Origin of the sequence: Glaciimonas sp. CA11.2, assembly GCF_034314045.1 — a bacterium.
Classification (GTDB): domain Bacteria; phylum Pseudomonadota; class Gammaproteobacteria; order Burkholderiales; family Burkholderiaceae_D; genus Glaciimonas.
Window position 1 is genome coordinate 2,429,166 of sequence record NZ_JAVIWL010000001.1, and the last position, 18,446, is coordinate 2,447,611.

At 49.9% G+C, this 18,446-nt stretch carries 21 protein-coding genes and 1 pseudogene; 6 read left to right on the forward strand and 16 right to left on the reverse strand.

Going from position 1 to position 18,446, the window contains the following annotated elements; genetic code table 11:
* Positions 1-23 precede the first annotated feature (23 nt).
* Together rsmB and RGU75_RS10425 are read right to left on the reverse strand one after the other, a co-directional pair.
* Positions 24-1,364 carry a 16S rRNA (cytosine(967)-C(5))-methyltransferase RsmB gene (rsmB, locus tag RGU75_RS10420; protein ID WP_322235625.1) on the reverse strand — a complete coding sequence of 447 codons (1,341 nt, stop codon included), beginning with the start codon at positions 1,362-1,364 and terminating at the stop codon, positions 24-26.
* 216 nt (positions 1,365-1,580) lie between these two features.
* Positions 1,581-2,225, reverse strand: coding sequence for a LysE family translocator (locus tag RGU75_RS10425; protein WP_322235627.1), 645 nt, complete (start codon positions 2,223-2,225; stop codon positions 1,581-1,583).
* Positions 2,226-2,616: 391 nt separating this feature from the next.
* On the opposite strand from RGU75_RS10425, the gene RGU75_RS10430 reads away from it, so the two are divergent.
* A complete protein-coding gene (locus tag RGU75_RS10430) occupies positions 2,617-3,858 on the forward strand; it encodes an MFS transporter (protein WP_322235629.1) in 1,242 nt (413 codons plus the stop codon).
* Between the two features lie 188 nt (positions 3,859-4,046).
* Here the strand turns inward: RGU75_RS10430 and RGU75_RS10435 are convergent, their stop codons facing one another.
* The 6 genes from RGU75_RS10435 to ftsY form a co-directional block, all read right to left on the reverse strand.
* A complete protein-coding gene (locus RGU75_RS10435; protein WP_322235631.1) occupies positions 4,047-4,391 on the reverse strand; it encodes a DUF1840 domain-containing protein in 345 nt (114 codons plus the stop codon).
* Between the two features lie 181 nt (positions 4,392-4,572).
* Positions 4,573-5,091 (reverse strand): hypothetical protein, encoded by a 519-nt coding sequence (locus tag RGU75_RS10440; protein WP_322235633.1) that lies wholly within the window; start codon positions 5,089-5,091, stop codon positions 4,573-4,575.
* A gap of 127 nt (positions 5,092-5,218) precedes the next feature.
* On the reverse strand, positions 5,219-6,172 hold the full coding sequence (locus tag RGU75_RS10445) for a DMT family transporter (RefSeq protein ID WP_322235634.1): 954 nt from the start codon (positions 6,170-6,172) through the stop codon (positions 5,219-5,221).
* 157 nt (positions 6,173-6,329) lie between these two features.
* Entirely contained in the window at positions 6,330-7,256 is a 927-nt protein-coding gene (ftsX, locus tag RGU75_RS10450) for a permease-like cell division protein FtsX (RefSeq protein WP_322235636.1), read from the reverse strand.
* Positions 7,253-7,936: a cell division ATP-binding protein FtsE gene (locus RGU75_RS10455; RefSeq protein WP_322235638.1), complete on the reverse strand. Its 684-nt coding sequence runs from the start codon at positions 7,934-7,936 to the stop codon at positions 7,253-7,255. Before RGU75_RS10455 ends, ftsX begins: the two co-directional genes overlap by 4 nt.
* A gap of 68 nt (positions 7,937-8,004) precedes the next feature.
* Positions 8,005-8,931, reverse strand: a complete 927-nt coding sequence (gene ftsY, locus RGU75_RS10460) for a signal recognition particle-docking protein FtsY (RefSeq protein ID WP_322240434.1) — start codon at positions 8,929-8,931, stop codon at positions 8,005-8,007.
* A gap of 645 nt (positions 8,932-9,576) precedes the next feature.
* On the opposite strand from ftsY, the gene rsmD reads away from it, so the two are divergent.
* The 3 genes from rsmD to RGU75_RS10475 are packed head-to-tail and all read left to right on the forward strand — an operon-like array spanning position 9,577 to position 11,128.
* Positions 9,577-10,245 carry a 16S rRNA (guanine(966)-N(2))-methyltransferase RsmD gene (gene rsmD / locus RGU75_RS10465; protein WP_322235640.1) on the forward strand — a complete coding sequence of 223 codons (669 nt, stop codon included), beginning with the start codon at positions 9,577-9,579 and terminating at the stop codon, positions 10,243-10,245.
* A 59-nt stretch (positions 10,246-10,304) separates the two neighbouring features.
* The gene (coaD, locus tag RGU75_RS10470; RefSeq protein ID WP_322235642.1) at positions 10,305-10,811 is read left to right on the forward strand and encodes a pantetheine-phosphate adenylyltransferase; all 507 of its coding nucleotides are present in this window, start codon (positions 10,305-10,307) and stop codon (positions 10,809-10,811) included.
* Between the two features lie 50 nt (positions 10,812-10,861).
* Positions 10,862-11,128: a YfhL family 4Fe-4S dicluster ferredoxin gene (locus tag RGU75_RS10475; protein ID WP_322235644.1), complete on the forward strand. Its 267-nt coding sequence runs from the start codon at positions 10,862-10,864 to the stop codon at positions 11,126-11,128.
* Positions 11,129-11,329: 201 nt separating this feature from the next.
* On the opposite strand, the gene RGU75_RS10480 is transcribed toward RGU75_RS10475, so the two are convergent.
* On the reverse strand, positions 11,330-12,199 hold the full coding sequence (locus tag RGU75_RS10480) for an MOSC domain-containing protein (protein WP_322235646.1): 870 nt from the start codon (positions 12,197-12,199) through the stop codon (positions 11,330-11,332).
* Positions 12,200-12,263: 64 nt separating this feature from the next.
* On the reverse strand, positions 12,264-12,743 hold the full coding sequence (locus RGU75_RS10485; protein WP_322235648.1) for a LysR substrate-binding domain-containing protein: 480 nt from the start codon (positions 12,741-12,743) through the stop codon (positions 12,264-12,266).
* A gap of 48 nt (positions 12,744-12,791) precedes the next feature.
* On the opposite strand from RGU75_RS10485, the gene RGU75_RS10490 reads away from it, so the two are divergent.
* On the forward strand, positions 12,792-14,018 hold the full coding sequence (locus RGU75_RS10490; RefSeq protein ID WP_322235650.1) for an MFS transporter: 1,227 nt from the start codon (positions 12,792-12,794) through the stop codon (positions 14,016-14,018).
* 169 nt (positions 14,019-14,187) lie between these two features.
* A complete protein-coding gene (locus tag RGU75_RS10495) occupies positions 14,188-15,090 on the forward strand; it encodes an SMP-30/gluconolactonase/LRE family protein (protein WP_322235652.1) in 903 nt (300 codons plus the stop codon).
* Between the two features lie 27 nt (positions 15,091-15,117).
* On the opposite strand, the gene RGU75_RS10500 is transcribed toward RGU75_RS10495, so the two are convergent.
* The 6 genes and pseudogenes from RGU75_RS10500 to RGU75_RS10520 form a co-directional block, all read right to left on the reverse strand.
* Positions 15,118-15,381: a DUF2164 domain-containing protein gene (locus RGU75_RS10500; RefSeq protein ID WP_322235654.1), complete on the reverse strand. Its 264-nt coding sequence runs from the start codon at positions 15,379-15,381 to the stop codon at positions 15,118-15,120.
* 397 nt (positions 15,382-15,778) lie between these two features.
* Positions 15,779-15,976, reverse strand: coding sequence for a hypothetical protein (locus tag RGU75_RS10505; RefSeq protein WP_322235656.1), 198 nt, complete (start codon positions 15,974-15,976; stop codon positions 15,779-15,781).
* Positions 15,977-16,304: 328 nt separating this feature from the next.
* A complete protein-coding gene (locus RGU75_RS10510) occupies positions 16,305-16,517 on the reverse strand; it encodes a hypothetical protein (protein ID WP_322235657.1) in 213 nt (70 codons plus the stop codon).
* 335 nt (positions 16,518-16,852) lie between these two features.
* Positions 16,853-17,191 (reverse strand): hypothetical protein, encoded by a 339-nt coding sequence (locus RGU75_RS10515; protein ID WP_322235659.1) that lies wholly within the window; start codon positions 17,189-17,191, stop codon positions 16,853-16,855.
* Between the two features lie 41 nt (positions 17,192-17,232).
* Positions 17,233-17,427 (reverse strand): annotated as a pseudogene (locus RGU75_RS23965) (phasin family protein); the annotation flags it as partial.
* Positions 17,428-17,513: 86 nt separating this feature from the next.
* Positions 17,514-18,122 (reverse strand): hypothetical protein, encoded by a 609-nt coding sequence (locus RGU75_RS10520; RefSeq protein WP_322235661.1) that lies wholly within the window; start codon positions 18,120-18,122, stop codon positions 17,514-17,516.
* Between the last annotated feature and the right edge of the window lie 324 nt (positions 18,123-18,446).

Here is an 18,446-nt window from a genome sequence, read left to right on the forward strand (position 1 = left end):
GATCATCAGCGCTCAGTCAGAATTCAAGCTTTCTGGAAGAGGGCGTAAAATAGACCATCATGATCTTGCTCATCGCTCATTGTCGGTATTAACTGGCCCGGTGCGGTCAACCTGATAGCTTGATTGCGTTGTGCAAATGCCACAGCTTGAGCCTCCGACTCTTGCGGCCATAATGAACAGGTTACGAGCAACAATTTACCATCTGGTCGTAGCATCTGCCAAAGGTTGTCCAGTATATCTGCCGAAAGTGTTGCAAGTTGGTCGGTATCTGTCCCACGCCGCAGCCACCGAATATCGGGATGGCGGCGAACGATACCGGAGGCGGTACAGGGAACGTCAGCCAGAATACGGTCGAATTGTTGTCCATCCCACCAGCCGTTTGTCGTGCTCGATACGCTTTCCGAGTTGTCAGGATGAGCGCCGATGCGCGCGTCGCCTACTTGTAACGTTGCGTTCAGCTGCAGTCGTTGCAGATTTTGCGCTATGCGTTGCAGTCGCTTGGCATCGTGATCGAGCGCGGTAACCGTGACATCGGCCAGTTCCAGCAAATGACATGTTTTGCCGCCAGGCGCGGCACAAGCATCTAACACTCGCATGCCATCCTGAAGATCCAATAAGGGTGCTGCCAATTGCGCGGCCGCATCCTGAACTGACGCCAAACCATCTTCAAAACCGGGAATTTGGTTCACTGGTAATGGTTTGTCGAGACGTACCGCAACCGGACCAATTTGGCGGGCGCCAATATTATTTTCTGAAAGGAGCTGCAAATACTTTTGAACGCTGATCTTGCGTTGGTTAACGCGCAATGTCAGCGGCGGCGGCTGATTGCCGCGTGTCAAAATTGCTTGCCAGTCTTGTGGATAAGCCGCTTGCATCTGGTCAATCCACCACACTGGATAATTCCACAATGCCAAAGGATTTTTGTTTGCTTCCGCGGTAAGCGTATCGCGTTCGCGTAAAAAGCGTCTTAGTACCGCATTGACCATGCCTTTTGCGTGTGCGATGTTAAAGTCTGAAGCAGTCGCGGTGACGGCTTGATCCACCACGGTAAAGTGGTCATAAGCGGGCTTGTCGACCTCGGCCAGCAAACTTAGTGCACAGCACAACAAGCCATGTAGCAGCGACGGTTCGGGTGCTTTGCTGGTCAATGCCGCAATCAGTACTTCGGCCAAGCCGACGCTGCGCATGGTCCTATATGCGATATCCTGGATCGCTCCTCGCGTCGCGGCGGGCGCGGCGGATTGGGCAAATACCTGTGATAACGCCTGCGGTAACGATGCACCGTCGCGTACCATAGCGATAGCCTGACCCGCACCCAATAATGCGTAAGCTAGCGATTCAGTTTTAAGGGTAGAAAAATTCAATCTGTTTTTTACGTCCGGCCGTAAAGAAGGAACCTTCGAAGCAGGTTTAGCTTGAAGTGCCGGCTGGTGGGACTGGTGCGACGACTGTAATGGGGATCGCGCCGGTGAGGGCGTCGGCGATCTTGCCGGTGAGCGCGTTGTTGATGGCGAGGCCGGTGTGATGGCTTTCTTTACGACGCGAATTTTATTTTTGTCCATAATTGGTGTTAAACAGCCTTAAACTTTAGTGAGAGCAAGCTTGATACCCAGCGCGATAAAAGCGGCGCCAACGGTGCGTTCCAGCCATTGCTTGATATGAGGATTGTTGCTGGCATGACGGCTAAGTGTGCCAGCTAACATTGCAGTACCACTGTTCCAGCACAACGACATCAGCGCAAATACCCCGCCCAGTATTAAGAAGGCGAGTATTTTATGCGGTGAGTCAGGTTTTACGAACAGTGGGAAAAATGACAAGAAAAACAAAATAACTTTCGGATTCAGTACATTGGTAATCAGCGCCTGGACGAAAATCGTACCATGTGCGCGCACATCTTGGGTTCGGACGCCTTTGGTCAATTGATCGGGTTTTTTGAATAGCATTCTGAGGCCGAGGTAAATCAAATAACCGCCACCAACAAGCTTGATTATCATAAAAGCCGATGCAGAAGCGGCCAGCAAAGCCGTTAGGCCGAATGCGGAAAGCGTACCATGAACCAGACATCCTGCAGTAATGCCGAGTGCAGACATTAAGCCAGCGGAGCGACCTTGCGCCACGCTACGACCAATTATATAGGCAGTGTCCGGGCCGGGCGTGGCATTTAATAGCAATACAGTCACGCAAAACAGGCCCAAACTGGTGATGCCAAAATAGCTTGTCAACATTGGTTTTCGTCGCCGCATCGAATGTGAAGACGTGATTGTAACGGCATGCGTGGCGGCTGCGGGCAGAGACTGTCGATTTCCGCTAAAGTAATGCGTTATCTCATCTATTCCAAGAGCCTGTCGGACTGTAGGGTAATCGCCTAAAAATGATCTGAACGGCCCCTATTTCAGCATTTTTCTGGCCATTAGCTCCTTATGGTGCTTCGACGCGGGGAAGCGTGTATCCACGCTTAGCCCACCGCTTAGCCCGTTTTTTGCTGCGATTCCGTAAATTCGTTTACCTCTTAGGCAATTCTTGTTTGTCATCGTCATGCGATCACGTTACTTATTGCGCAGTAGTAAAAGAATTGAAGCATCGCATGCGTATTATATTTATCTTAAAGGCAACTGTATGACTGCAACATCGGCATCACCGGCCAGCACTTTGGCACCGGCCGCGATTCCCACCTGGATTACGCTATTACTGGCGATCGCTTGTGGCGCTATTGTGGCTAACTTGTACTATGCGCAACCACTCATTGGCCTGATCAGCGCGACGATCCATTTATCGCCAGCGGCGGGTGGGTTAGTCGTCACGTTATCGCAAATAGGTTATTGCCTTGGGCTGCTGTTTGTTGTCCCTCTGGGCGATCTGATTGAAAATCGTCGTTTGGTTGTTATTGCGTTAATTATCTCTGTCATCGCGCTAATCGCCGCGGCACTTTCGCAAAATGCATGGCAATTTTTGCTGGCCGCGTTAGCCATTGGAGTGAGTTCGGTTGCCGCGCAAGTGCTGGTTCCGTACGCTACTTATCTGGCGGCACCGGAAAAGCGCGGTCAAGTAGTCGGTAACGTGATGAGCGGCTTGTTGTTGGGTATCCTGTTGGCGCGTCCGATGGCGAGTCTGATTGCCAATTTTTGGGGCTGGCATGCCGTGTTCGCTATGTCGGCGGTGGTGATTTGTGTTTTGGCGATAGTTTTGACGCGGCATTTGCCGCCACGCTATCCAACTAGCGGAATGGCCTATGGTCGCTTGCTTCACTCGATGTGGGGATTGCTTACCACTACGCCGATATTGCGCCGTCGTGCCGCTTATCATGCCCTGTTATTTTCGGTTTTCAGCATGTTTTGGACAGTGGTTCCGATGGTACTGACAGGGCCGATGTACAAATTGTCTCAATTCGGTATTGCGTTATTTGCGTTAGCCGGCGTGATGGGTGCCATTGCCGCTCCGATCGCCGGGCGATTGGCTGATAGGGGTTTGACGCGACCGGCAACTGGGGTGGCGATAGTATTGGTATTGATTTCCTATCCCGTTGCACATATTGGCACGGCTGGATCGCACTTTTCGCTCGGTATGTTGGTTGTGTCGGCGTTGCTGTTGGATATGGGTATATCGGCCAATTTAGTGCTCGGTCAACGCGCTATTTTCTCGCTTGGCGGAGAGGTGCGTAGTCGATTAAATGGCTTGTATATGGCTATATTTTTTGCAGGTGGTGCAGTTGGCTCTGCAGTGGGCGGTTGGGCTTATGCGCACGGTGGTTGGAATTTGGTGTCTTGGTTCGGTCTTGCAATGCCTTTGGTGGCGTTGCTTTATTTCTTTACCGAGCTCAAGAAGGAAAGTCCATCGAGCGCCAATCTGGACGCTTGTTAGGTGCTTAGTGGCCTAGTGGCCGATTTTTGCGACTTATTTGCTATTTTGGTATTGGTCGTGCATGGGATGACTTTACATGCAATTGATACCGATGTTGGTGCCATTTCAACAAACGCCATGATACTGCCTGGCAGTGGGCGGTTGTTGAAAGTGAGTTTTGGTCGCTTAAAAGACTAATCTTCTCGTTCTCAAATACCCCAGAGTACGTCGTTTCCAGCCTTGTTGGCTGCCACTAACATATCCAGCAATGGCCGCGTGCGTGCTGCGTAAGCCACGCGTTCTGTCGTTTCGTGACCGTGGTCATCGCCATTTTCTCCGTGATGGGCGACTACGTCGCGCTCAACTTCGGCCGATTTTTCGTGCGCCGATGTTCTGGCGATTTCACCTTGCAGCAACTCGACTGCATGACCGGTTTCGGCGGCGGTGATGACACCAATTTTGGCTTCTTTGTGCAGCAATTCAAAAATGCGTTGAACATGTTGCTCATACATCGTGACGTCGGGTGACGCCTTGCATTTAAAGGTAATTAACATAAAGCCTCAGCATATATTATTGTTGATGAAAGACGACTTCAGGATACCTGTTTGTTCTTGTCGTCGCCACTATTGTGACTTTTCGTTACATCCGAGCAAGGTTATTCAGTCTTGTATGAATACTATGATATTGGTTTTCTTGAGGTGTCGCAACACGACAATCAAACCAAGCAGGGCGCCTTTAGCTAGCTTTGAATGATTGCATAAAGGTTTCCACGCTCTCGGTTGATACCGCTTTTTGCGGACCAATCACAATGACCTGATAAATGTATTGCCCCTTAGCTTCTAAATGGGCGAACAGCACTTTCGGTTGACCGTTATTTTCTGGGGGACCGAGCGCTTCGATATCAATTTTGCTCACATTGCCCTGTGGACCACCGGAAACAGCGCTGGCAGACTCGGACTTAACGCTACCATTAATATTTTTGACGAGCGCTATTTTCATCGCTTGAATTGCCGAAGTTGCCTGATTAATATCATTTAGTTTTGCGCTGCCCACAGCGAATACGATACCGTCAACTTCAGTTGCAGTCATCGTCATGTTCAGTTTGATGCCATCCAGATCAACCGAGCGTGAAAAGGTGGATGGCTTGGATGGTAGTAGAACACTAAAAGGGGCATCATTTCCTTGCACCTGACGCCAGTTAAATGTGGGCGAGCACGCGATGATCAATAGGATAAGCGATATACCTACTGACACATACGCTGCACGCCTGGATGAAGCGAAAGAATTTTTAAAAGACATTTTTAACAGAATAAGTATCGAAGTAAATATCAGATTAATGGCAAATTGTGGGTGGTTCACCTTACCTAAAGGTGTCTCATTTTTACGGTATCTGATGCTGAAAAGTCCGGACGCCCAAAATCACGCCCGTGCCCAATAATATTATCCCCACTATAACTGCCGCACTCGGTGCAGTGCCGCGCAGTATGAACGCATACAGCAATGCTGCCAAGGTTTCGAAAACAATGAGTTGCGCTAGCAACGTGGTCGGCAAATGTTGGCTTGCCTTATTCCAAAGAAGCGTTCCGATCCACGACGCGCAAAATCCGATCAATAGCATCAGCCCGATGAATAGCCCAGGGCGCGGTCCGAACGGAAATGGGTAGAGATCGCCAGATAATTTCAGATAAACAAAATAGCCGAGAAAGCCAATCAGCGCGAGTGGCAACGTGGCCAGTCCCTGCGCTGATGCCCACGTTGTTGAGCTGATATGTGGATTCGCCTTGAGGTAGCGTGAATTGACAATAGGATACCAGGTCCAGGCGGCGACAGCGGCGATAGCGATCAGACAACCGAGGACATAATCGGATACAGAGCGGTGATGGGTGGCGATTTTCATGTGCGCTAATTCTGCGCTATTGACACACAGCAAGCCGATCAGAATGATGGCGACGGAGGGCAATAGGAGACGCCACGCGACGCTGTCCGCACCATGTCCGGGTGACCAATTTGAACATACTGAAATGACGACGGGAAGGGTGCCGATGATCATCGTCGGCAGCGGTGCATCCGCCAGTTGGATGGCTGTTGCCAGCGCCGCGTAATAGAGCAAATTACCGACCAATGAAAGTTTTAACGCGGCCCGCCAATCGTCCCGCCTAAGCGTTCCGATGCGTTTGCTGTCGACTAACGCCGGGATAATGGCAATCAGACCAAACGCTAGATAACGCCCAAGCGACAAAACAATGCCTGGATAGTCGGCTAGTAGCAACGGCGTTACAAACACCATGCCCCACACTAATCCAGCGCCTAAAGCGCAGAGTACGCCGATTAACAAGAGCGCTCTTGCAGGTGACTATTTTTTGGAGGGAGTTTCACGCAGCACAATTTAAATAGTTTAATTAAAAATCGATAAAATTCTATTGGAAGAGTTTGCTTGGATGCAAGGACTGAACGTCGCACAGAATGCCACATTGCGCCACGTTGCACCAAGTTTAAGATAACCGTGCCAAATGACGCCGCACCGACAATACCGCGCCAATTAATCCCAAGCCTGCGCTGATAGCCAGTAACGCCACCGTAAAGTTGAGGTCTAGCGGCAGCAACAAAAACTCGGAGGCGTACAGTCGCGCGAATTCGGCGATGGCCTGATTGAGCGGCTGCAATCCCAAGGCGACGCCGCCCAGTGCCACGCCGCCAGCACACAAGCCAAGCAAAGCGCCGGAATAATAGAAAGGGCGGTGGATGTAGGCATTCGTCGCGCCAACTAATTTTGCGACGATGATTTCTTCGCGTTGCGTCAGGACCTGCAAACGAACTGTATTGAATACGACTGCGACCACCACAACCGCCAGTGTGACGGCCAGAAATAGCAACATCAGGCGGGTAATGTGTAACAACGCCGCCAGACGTTTTACCCAGTCTGAATCGACTTGAACGTTATCAACTCCGGGTAACGCCTTTAATTGCGTGGTGATGGAGTCGATCTGATTGGCCTCGGTCAGATTATTAAAGCCGGACAATTGCAACACGTACGCATCTGGCAGCGGATTTTGCCCGAGCGTGGTGAGTGCGTCAGCCAAACCGGTTTTGCCTTTCATGTCGTCCAGTGCCTGTTCGCGTGGGACGAATCTGACTTTAGCGTTCTTATCGTGCTGCTGCAAAATAGACCGGATAGGTGCGCCCAGCGCGGTGGCTTTCTCGCGTGAGATGTCCATCGCAGCGAACACGCTGATTTCCGGCTGTACCGCTAATTGCTCGGATACCGGACGCACGTTTTGAAGCAGTGTTAAGCCAGCGAACGGTAACGCGAGCGCAATGGCAACCACTAAAACGTTCATGGCGAAGCTACCGGGCGCCTTGCCTAAATGTGAAATCGCACCGGCAATTGCCGAGACGTGCTGTCGTAGCCATGTTTTCATTTGTTGCCTCGTGCCCCGGAATTTTGCCAATGGTCGACGATTTGCCCTTGATCCAGAAATATCACATGGTTGGCGCTGTGTAAAAACTGTTCATCATGGGTTGAAATCAGGCACGTCACACCCGCTGCATGGAAGGACTTCAATGCATTAAGAACGTGATCCGCGTTGTCGCGATCGAGGTTGGCGGTGGGTTCGTCTGCCAGAATAATTTGTGGTCGATTGACGATCGCACGGGCAATCGCCACGCGTTGTTGTTCGCCGCCGGACAGCGTCTGAGGCTGGGATAAGGCTTTATCGATCAGGCCAACTTTGTCGAGCGCGGCGCGCGAACGCGTTTCCGCTTCGATGCGTGTCGCGCCGGTGACGAGCAAAGGCAGCATCACATTGGCCAACACGGTGCGATCTAGCAGCAACCGTTGCTCCTGAAAAATCAAGCCAAGATTACGTCTCAGATAAGGGATGCCAGACGCCTTTAACTTGCCAACGTTCTGACCACTGACCGTCAATGTGCCACTACTTGGCCGTTCGATTGCACCAATCATTTTTAATAACGTGGATTTACCCGCACCTGATGGACCCGCCAAAAAGATCAGGTCGCCTTTATTGATCGTTAGTGTAATGTCGCGTAAGGCAAAAATGTCGCGTTCATATTGTTTTGAGACTTGGCTAAATTTAATCATTATTTAAAAATATGTTAAAAATGCGTAAATAGTTCATCAAACACAAACTAACTCAGAATAAAAGAGCGTTAGCGCAACAATGCATCCACAAAGTCGGTCGCATCAAATGGTTGCAGGTCCTCGATTTGCTCACCCACGCCGATAAAGTACACAGGAATTGCGCGGTTTATCGCTATGGCGGCCAATATGCCGCCCTTTGCGGTACCGTCCAGCTTCGTGATAACCAGACCGGTCAGGCCAAGTGCATCATCGAAGGCTTTGACTTGCGCCAGTGCGTTTTGACCGGTATTGCCATCAATCACCAATAGAATTTCGTGCGGAGCAGATGCCATCCCCTTGGCGATAACTCGTTTTACTTTTTTCAACTCATCCATCAGATGTAGCTGGGTCGGTAGACGGCCCGCTGTATCGATCATCACAACATTGGTTCCGCGTGCCTGTGCTGAATGCACTGCATCAAAAGCCACCGCTGCCGGATCGCCGGATTCCTGCGCGATAACGCTGACATTATTGCGTTCGCCCCAGATGGTTAGCTGCTCGCGGGCAGCAGCGCGAAAGGTGTCGCCTGCGGCCAGCAAAACCGATTGCTTATGTGCTTGCAAATGTTTGGCGAGCTTGCCTATTGTGGTGGTTTTGCCAGCGCCGTTGACGCCCGCTATCATCATCACCAGAGGTTGATGTTTACCGATTTCCATCGGCTTTTGCAGCGGCTTCAGCATAGAAATCAAAATAGAGCGCAACGCGGCTTTGACTTGAAGGGCTTCGGTCAGGCGTTCATCCTTAACCGTTTTCTTCAGTGCCTTCAACACAAAGTGGGTCGCTTCGACGCCTGCATCGGAGACCAAAAGCGCGGATTCCAACTCTTCGTACAGGTCATCATCGATTTTTGCGCCGACGAATAATGTGGTGAGATTGGAAGACGTTTTCGATAGGCCGCTTTTTAAGCGGGTGATCCATGAGCGCTTCTGTTCGGCAGCAACAGCCGCGGGAACGATGAACTCTTCCTCGTATTCTTCCTGATATGCTGTCGTTGCAGCGACGGCATCTTGCGGCGCTGGCGAGACAAAGATCGGGTCCGGTTTGGCTGGTATGACGGGCGCAGTGCTGATCGTCGGTGCGTCCGGCTTTGTTTTAACGGTCGGCAGAATCAAGTCTGCTTGAATAGACTTTTCAATCGTATCGACCGCATCAGAAGGGAGCGCCTCACCCTCTTTCGAAGAGATGAATTCTGTTGGCGTCGATGATGGCTCTGACGCAACAACTTGTTCTGGATCAACCGCTTTATTAGTGAGGCGATCCAGCCATGAGCGCTTGGGCGCAACTATTGGCACTTCCTCTGAGGGCGGAATGTCAATTTGTTGAGAGATCGGTTCGGAAATGTCTGTTTGCGATGGGTCCGGCAAAGGTGCTGGCGCATGAGGTTGCAACTCAGGCAATGAATCGACGTCAACTTTGGGTTTTTTCTTGAAGAAACTAAACATCAGTGGCCTGGGGTCAGAAAGGCATTCAAATAGGGGCAGTGCGGCGGCAGTAACGACACACCGCGCAGAAATTAATCGCAAGGTACAATCCCGGCATTCTATCAGAGCAATGCCCATCGAATTCAACATGGCTTGCAGTCCAACCAGCGAAGAAAGCAAATGAAGCAAAGTAAAAGACCAGCTCCGGTGCATCGTCAACCACCGGTTCAAGCGCGTCAGGTACGCATCATCGGCGGCCAATGGAAGCGTACGCCCTTGGCTGTGATCGATAGCGAGGGATTGCGGCCGACCCCCGATCGGGTACGCGAAACAGTATTTAACTGGTTGACGCATATACTAGATGGCCGTTGGTCCGAGATCCGTTGCCTCGATTTATTCGCAGGTACCGGCGTTTTGGGTTTTGAAGCAGCGAGTCGTGGTGCCGCAGCGGTCATGATGGTGGAGCATAACACCCCGGCGGTGCGTCAATTAGAGGCGACCAAGTTAAAATTAGATGCAAGTGTGGTAACAATCCAACGCGCAGATGCCTCGACTTTTTTGCAAACGTTGATCGCAAAGCCGCTAACTGATGTCGAGAGTAGCACTGAAAAACCGCGTTTTAACCTGATTTTTCTCGATCCACCGTATCATCAGGGTTGGCTGGGCAAAACACTGCCTCTATGTGAACGCTTGCTTACAGAGGGCGGTCTGATATATGTTGAGGCGGAATGTTCGCTAGTGGAAGCGGACGGAACAGCCTCGCCAGAATGGATGTCGGGTTGGCAAGTGGTGCGTGCTGACAAGGCAGGAATAGTGTTCTATCATTTGTTGCAACGACAGCAACGCTAAATTTGCGTATTTATCAGGCATAATGCGCGCTCTGATTGGGGCACTTGAGAGGAAACAAGATGGTCACAGCTGTATATCCAGGAACATTCGATCCACTAACGCGTGGTCATGAAGATTTAGTGCGCCGCGCATCGGGATTATTTGATAAGTTGGTAGTCGGCGTCGCTGACAGCAAAAGCAAAAAGCCTTTCTTCTCTTTGGAAGAGCGCTTATCGATCGCCAATGAAGTGTTGGGACATTACCCGAATGTACAGGTGGAAAGCTTCTCCGGACTGCTTAAAGACTTTGTGCGTCAGCATGATGCCAACGTCATCATGCGTGGTCTGCGTGCTGTGTCGGATTTTGAGTTTGAATTTCAGATGGCCGGGATGAACCGCTACTTGCTGCCAGATGTAGAAACCTTGTTTTTGACGCCATCGGATCAATACCAGTTTATTTCGGGCACGATCGTGCGGGAAATTGCAACGCTGGGTGGCGATGTGTCTAAATTCGTTTTCCCATCGGTTGAAAAGTGGTTAAAGGAAAAATTGACTGCGCAGGCTGCGGTTCAGCAAGGTAAAGTATAAAATAGGGGTCATGGCGGCGTTTGGCCGCGCAAGACTGAATAGAGCAATTCATGGCATTAATTATTACTGATGATTGTATTAATTGCGACGTATGCGAGCCAGAGTGCCCGAACGGCGCGATTTATATGGGGCCGTTGATTTACGAAATCGATCCGCATAAATGCACCGAGTGCGTCGGGCATTTTAACGAGCCGCAATGCCAGCAGGTTTGTCCTGTGAGTTGCATTCCTCTCGATCCCGCATGGCATGAAAGCAAGGAGCTACTGCAAGCGAAATACGAGCGCTTGCAGGCTGAGCTGAAAGTCGGCCTTTCGTAACTGCCGCAGTGGTGTTTGGTTTTCCTATTCAGCTATGTGGGCCAGCCTATTCCCGACCTTGAATACTGTTCTCTTCGGCATCTTTTGCAAGCCCGTTATTAGGGCGATTTTGTGTAAAGCCTCAGCGTAAATGCTTAATTTGTTAAGAGATTTACACTGTGAGGTCAAATGTCGGGTCCGGCATGTCAGCTGCGGACGCCGTCAAAATGCCAATTCAATCTCAATTTCCTGTCCGACTCGCAACACTTCCCCCTCTCCCTCTAGCAAAATGGTGTTCATGCCAAAGGTAATGCCGCCATCAACTTTTGGATTTGCGCGATAAGTTTGCAAAATATCGATTGGGTCAGGTCCGGGTTTGCCGGTGGCCTGGTCTACTGATGGGATAGGGCAGCGCGGGCAAGGTTTTACGGGTTGCAAGCGTATTTTGTCGATGCTGAAAGTCTCGACAAAATCTTCTTCAAATGGCTCCACACCATCAATCACAATGTTAGGTCGAAAGCGATTCATCGGTAGCGCAACGCGTCCCGTAATCCGTAATTTTTGATTTAAATCATCCAGTGACGCTTGTGATATCAGGAGGATGGGATAGCCATCAGAAAACAGCGTCGGCACCTCTCGTCCCCCGGTCCATTTTTTGCTCGCCAGACGTTTAATGGCTGGATCAAAATGCACCAATCGACAAGGGATGCCAACTGCTTCAGAAAACCAGTCAGCGATAACATCGCCACAATCCTGTGCGCTCAGGCTATCGTCCCAGACAGTGACCGTTAGTGAAGTCGGCATTGGTAGAATCGTCCCGACTTCCGAATTATCCACAGCGTGCGGCACGTTCAGCGTCTGCATTCCCGGCGCTGTCACACGCATCCCGTCTGAGTGCAGGCTCGGCACGATCAATGCCATCTGCGGAATTTCACGTTGCGTTAAAAATTGACCCGCCAAATCCACCACCATCCATTCGCGATCGTTCGCCTGTTCACATCGCAAGCCCGAGCGCGTCATGGTCGCCTCTGTCAATGCTATTCCAGTGCAGGATTTGATCGGATAAATAATCAATGAGGTGATGGTTGGCATACGAGGATTGCTTTCAATCTGTGGTTTATAGCTGAACGTTTATAACGCAATTTGTAGCTAAAGTTTATAGTTGAAGATATCGGTTATGCCGTACCTTTATGCGCATCGCCGATGATTTGGTGCAACCAAGCGCGCAATAAACTAAGGTTGCTATTTTGGCAGAATTGCGTGGCCATACTGCAAAATAAGCACCACGCGCAGGAGCCCGTATATCAAACTGGCTGCCGACAGCAAATAACCGCACCAGGCGACCGCTGGTGAGATGGTGATGGACGAGACATGAGCGTGCCAGTGCGATCCCCTGACTCGCAGCGGCAGCTTCGAGCAGATGCATCGGATCGTCGTAGACGGGACCGCTTTGCGGTTCACGGCCTATTATGCCAGCCGCCTTTAACCAGACTTCCCAGCCGCTATAGTGCGCATAGCGCAGTAGCGGCAAGGCAGATAGCCCGCCGGGAGTAATAGCCGGATGCGCGACCAGAAATGCAGGGCTGCACACGGGGAAGGTCACTTCCTCCAGTAATTTTTCATTTGGTGTTTGCAACGTTAGCTGCGTACCATGACGTCATCTCCTCCTTTTAGGATATTGTGCATGAAGCTCTCTTTTCGTATTTTCGCCATATTTTCGCTGGGTTATTTTGTTTCTTATCTGGTTCGGGGTATCAATTTACCGCTAGGGCCATTGTTGAGCAGCGAACTTGGGCTGTCGCCAGCCCAACTTGGTTTGTTGACGAGCATATATTTCTTCGCATTTGCTGGTTGCCAATTACCACTAGGTATTTTTCTTGACCGTTTTGGTCCACGTAAAGTCCTCGCATTGTTGCTAATAGTGGCTGTATTAGGTGCGCTTATTTCCGCTAATGCGCATAGCTTTGGTACGTTGTTAGTTGGTCGGTTTTTGTTGGGTGTCGGGACTTCAGCCTGCATGATGGCTGGCCTTAAGGCGATTATTGCTTGGTTTCATCATGAGCAATTACCCATGATGAATGGTGCGCTATATGCCATCGGCGGCCTTGGTGCGATGGTGACTGGCACGCCTGTCACCTGGGCGCTCGGCTTGACTAGCTGGCGCATGTTGTTCGTCATCGTTGCTGTCGGCACTGGTTTCATTGTATTGGCCTTATTATTTTTGGTCCCTGAAAAAGACGATCAACATCCAAAAAGTACCTTGTCCTCGCAAGTGCGCGGGGTACGCGACATTTTTCGGAGTGCACTGTTTTTGCGTACAGCACCTTTAGTGATGATTAGTCAGGGTGTATTTTTGGGCGTTCAAGGTTTATGGGCTGGTCCTTACTTGCGTGATGTCTCGCATCAGTCTCCAGCCGCAGCCGCAGCCCTTGTAACGGTAATTGGGTTAGCGATGGTGATCGGTGCTGCAGGGTTTGGATTGCTGGCGCGCCGCCTGCAAAAAAATGGTATTTCCATTCATGCGACCGCTGGTGCGGGCATGTTGTTATTCATGGTGTCGCAGTTACTGATTGTATTGGGTGCGCCAGTTCCTCTTTGGCTGTTATGGGGCTTCTACGGTATGACCGGTACGGCAGGCGTACTGACGTACGCATCGTTAACTAAAGAATTTCACGGACATCTTGCCGGGCGCGTCAGCACGGGGCTGACACTGGTCATGTTTGTTGGTGCTTTTATCGTGCAATACGGGTTTGGTTTATTGCTAAATGCGTGGCCGCATGAAGATGGAAGTTATGCTGTCAGGGCGCATCAAGCCAGTTGGTTGATCGCTTTGGCGGTGCAAGTCTGCGCATTCTTTTGGTTTTGCCGGAAATTGCCAGTGCTTGAGGCGGACGTTCGTGTCCAAGCTTAAGCTCGGCAAGCTTAGACAAACGCAAACAAATCGTTAGGGTAGTTCTCAATGTTTTTGCTGAACGCCACAATCATCGTCGCGACCAAAATAATGGAAGCCGTGCAAAAAAATATTAGTGCCGAAATCGCTTCTCCAGTAACGCGTCAAGACAAAAAGAAGGAGTAATATCATGAGCAACTTTACCTGCGTCATCAGTGTGCCTGCAAAGTTAGGTGAGTGCCCGCGTTGGGATGAAATGACCCAACGCTTATACTGGGTCGATATTCTGGCACCAGCGATCCATTTTTTTAGCCCGACCAGTGGTGAACATCAAACCTTGCCGGTCGCAGAGCATATTGGTTGTTTCTCGCTGGCAGATGATGGTGGATTTGTAGCCGGTATGCGCTCGGGAATCTGGTTATTAAACGCAGAAGGGAGGCAAGTCACAAAGCTGGCCGATAACCCTGAAGATCAGGCCCATAGCCGCTTCAACGACGGACGTTGCGATAGTGAAGGCCGGTTCTGGGCGGGTACATTGGATGAGCCGAAAGCGGGTAACAACGCCCATTTATATCGCTTCGATACACGCGGTCTGGCCGTAATGGACGCCGGTATACTTACATCGAATGGTCTTGCGTTCAGCCCTGATCAACGCTGGATTTATCACTCGGATACGCCAAATTTTGTGATCTACAGGCATTCCTACGACGCCGCTAGTGGCGCGGTCGGGAGCAGGGAAGTATGGGTGCAATTTACACCTTCAGCCACCGATCGGGGACGTCCTGATGGCGCTGCGATAGACAGCGAGGGTTACTATTGGAGTGCGCTATATGAAGGTGGTCGGGTAGTGCGGATTTCTCCTGCGGGAGATATTGTGGAGACCTATCCGTTGCCAGTGCTTTGTCCGACCATGTGCGCGTTTGGCGGCGACGATTTAAGGACCTTATACGTTACCAGCGCGAGCCAGGGTCGTCCCGACGCTGAGTTGCTGCAACACCCGCAATCCGGCGGCGTCTTTGCTATGCAGGTAGATGTGCCCGGTTTGAGGGAGCCACGTTTTCGGACCGCGGGCGCTCAGGCTGCTAATCGATAATCGGAAGCGCGTTGTTTTGCGCTTCATTTAGCGTGCTCGTTTGTGTTCGCCCCAGTAGCCAAACTCGTCTTCATGCACGTCAATATCTAGCTCCAGAACGCGTTGCTGAAGTTGATCTTGCGCGTCCCGAACTGCCTTGTTATAAATGGATGGTCCTATCTCATCGAGTATGAAAGCCAGTAATGCACCCGCTTGAAGATTCCCGATTGACTCTTCCATGTGTTCGTCGAAATAACGTTCAATTGATTTAATCGCCTCGTGACGTGTTTCTTTTTCCAGTTCAATAGTCATTTGTTGCCACACTTAACGATTTTCCAGCGTGAATTATGCCATTTTCCGCGGAAAAATTGGATCCATCACTGTTAAAACCGCATGTCAAACTTCGAGGAAGAGGAGTGGTAGTTAAGATGTTGGCACAATATCGTGTCGAAAATACTGCGCAGAGGGACGGAGAGTGACCGATGCGGCTTGGCCGAGAAGAAGTACGCGAGGTGACGTGCTTAAGTCATCTTAACAAGCGTAACTTCGTATCAAAAAAATGTATTAAATATCATTTGTATTTCAAGCGTGAGCGGCGGTACTAAGCACTGAATACCATCCTCTAAGCCGATGGACGACCATGTCGCTCTATCGGGAAAGGCATCAAACTAACCGCCCAAGCTTATAAGTCAGAACATTTTCAGACAAATTACATTTTATGTTCCATGTGGCGATGGTGCTTCATCTTCATCCGCTTTTGAACGGCATGGTGGCGCTGTACTGCTGCCGCATGCTCTGACTCCATACGGCGATCATTACGCGCGTCTGGATGGTCGGATAAGCCCTGCGCTTGCGCAAACGGTGAAAAAGCCAGGATTAACGCAGCAACGGCAAGTAGTTTTTTCATTTTCAATCCTTCGAAAAGTGGGAAATCACAATCCGCATCAACAGCGGCCTGACTTAAAAACGCTGCTAACGATATTCGGTTGACAGCTTTGGCGCGACACATGATCGTGTCCTATGGGAATAAATCGCAAATATAATTATATTTATACCAAATAAATATGGAAAAAACATCTTTAATGCGCCAATAACCGCATCGCATAATCTTTCTTTTTGTCCGAATAACCGGACGCAAAGAAAGATATTTACATAACGAGGTTGGCTAGAATACGTTTAATCTCAGGCCGCTCTCATTTCAGGAGGACGATAGTGGATTGCAAGAAAAGAGATCGTTATCCCATTCCCCTTCCACCATCTTTTCCCGTCGCCAATTCAAACAGATCAAATGCATCGTTGTATAAGAACGATTTTTTTACTGGCTGGCGATATTCTCCGGAGGTGGCGTAAGCGATGACGTTTTGTTCGCAGTCATGCTTGGTCCTTGCAATAATTGAGTCGGTTTTATCACCATCTATATTTTCAGCTACCCAATAAGTTAACTTCATTCGCTCTCCGCGGTGTGATGTCAGTTTTGCCGTTCTTTAGGCTGCCTGAAATCATTATCCGCTTTACTGAGATATGGGTGGGGCATTTTAAAGGGTGAGAAAGGCTCTTCGCCTTCGCTATTGCAGCGAGGGTTGGATCAAAGCCAATTATTGATGTGCTGCAAAATCTAAAGTCGCTAATGGTCACGCCAACAGATTCCCGCGCGGACACAATCAGACAATGACGACCACGCGCGCATACCGAACTGCCGGAGTAGGTTGAGGCGCGATGCACTCGCGTCAAATCGACGTCAATGCATCGCTATTTTGAAACGTTTAACAAGCTGGCGATACGATTAATGTGTCGTCCTGGCTGTTTGATCTGCGTTATTTTTGCGCCCTGCCTGACTGCTTGAAGTTGGAGTTGAAGCATCTTTTTGCTGTTGCTTGTCCGGTGTCTCTGGGCGCTCATTAATAGTTTTCAGAATGGCGTCGCTTGACGACTGCCACGTGCTTTTGACGATATCGACCACCTGTTCAGCGGTAGAAGGTATATTTTTGGTGAGCTCTGTCAACAGCCCCGAGCCATGACGGCTCGCTTCAGCGATGTTTGAAGCAATCGCCTTATTACATGCATCCTTAGTGGCAGAAGCAATACGCATTGCTTCGTTAGCGTAATAAGTTGCGCTTTGCATTTCGCGCTGATTGTGCGAGGCGCTGATGGAAAAAAATCCTGCGAATTTTTCGCATCCATAAGCTCCTTGGCAAAAACCATCGATTCTGCCAGAGTCGCTTTGATGACATCCATATTGAGCCTTGTCAGTTCCTCAATACGCTCGTTTAATTTGTCGCTTAAGGTCGATGCTATGGCGTGCTGCGCTTCAGCATGTGCTTTGATGGTCGCGGAAACCTGTTCGGGAATAGTAAGCATGACCTGCTCCTTGAATAGTAGATAAGGTGTAAAGAATTCCGGTGTTGGATGTATTTACTCGTTCGGCAGACTACGTGAGGCGCAAATTATTGCGAATACGCATATCCGCTCACGACCAGCGAAATAAGCGGATCCGATAATATGACGCTACGGGACTCCACTTTGGTAGGTTTGATATGGTCAGTTTGACGACGCATTTTTTTTGGTATATCGGTTGCCAAAAAATGGGCGCCCATCGCAAACCATTCGTCGTTAGATATGATGCGCTGCGCCAAGGGTAGTAATTCCTCCTCTTCCATCGCGAGTCGTTTCAGCAAGTTGTTGCAAGAGCGCTCAATGGAAGAATACAACTCAGTCGTATCGTTGGAACTTCTCTCGGAGCTGACTTTGGCCCAAGCTTTCACTTCATCGAGTATCTTCCTTCCAATCACCTTAGATGATTCCATCTCGGATAAGCGGCGATCAGCTTGATGCGTGACACTCTGGATTGCGGGGATGACGTATGTCTCAATTTTGCGCTTGCGACATCCAGCGGCAAGTCTGGAGAATTGCTTGATGACAGATTTGCGCGTGGCAACGTCAAGACGCTGGCGGTCTGCATTGATCTGCAGTAGTTGTTGTGCAGCGGACAACAGAAAATGCAGTCTCTTTTGCTCCATCGAAAGACTGAGAAAAGCATAAGTTGTCGTTAGCATATCTTCTCCAGAGTTTCATCACGCGAATGAGCGGAAGGCCTAGTGATGCATGGCGCATCAACGACCAGCTAAAAGCATAGAAAAAATTATAGGTCGGAAAAATGAAACCACAAGCAAGTTTATGGGCTTATTTTATGTCCCGATTTTCTCCTTTTTTTATGCGGGATCTGAGTGATTTTTTATCTTAAAGATGGTCGCAAAAGTCCAAAAAAGTGCAGATGTGATCCTTATTGGCCTGACCTTGTATTTATTGGTGCGTTAATACCGTGGGCTACAAAAGAGTCGAAGAGGGTTGCTGCGAGTAAAGAATTATCGAAAACGCCT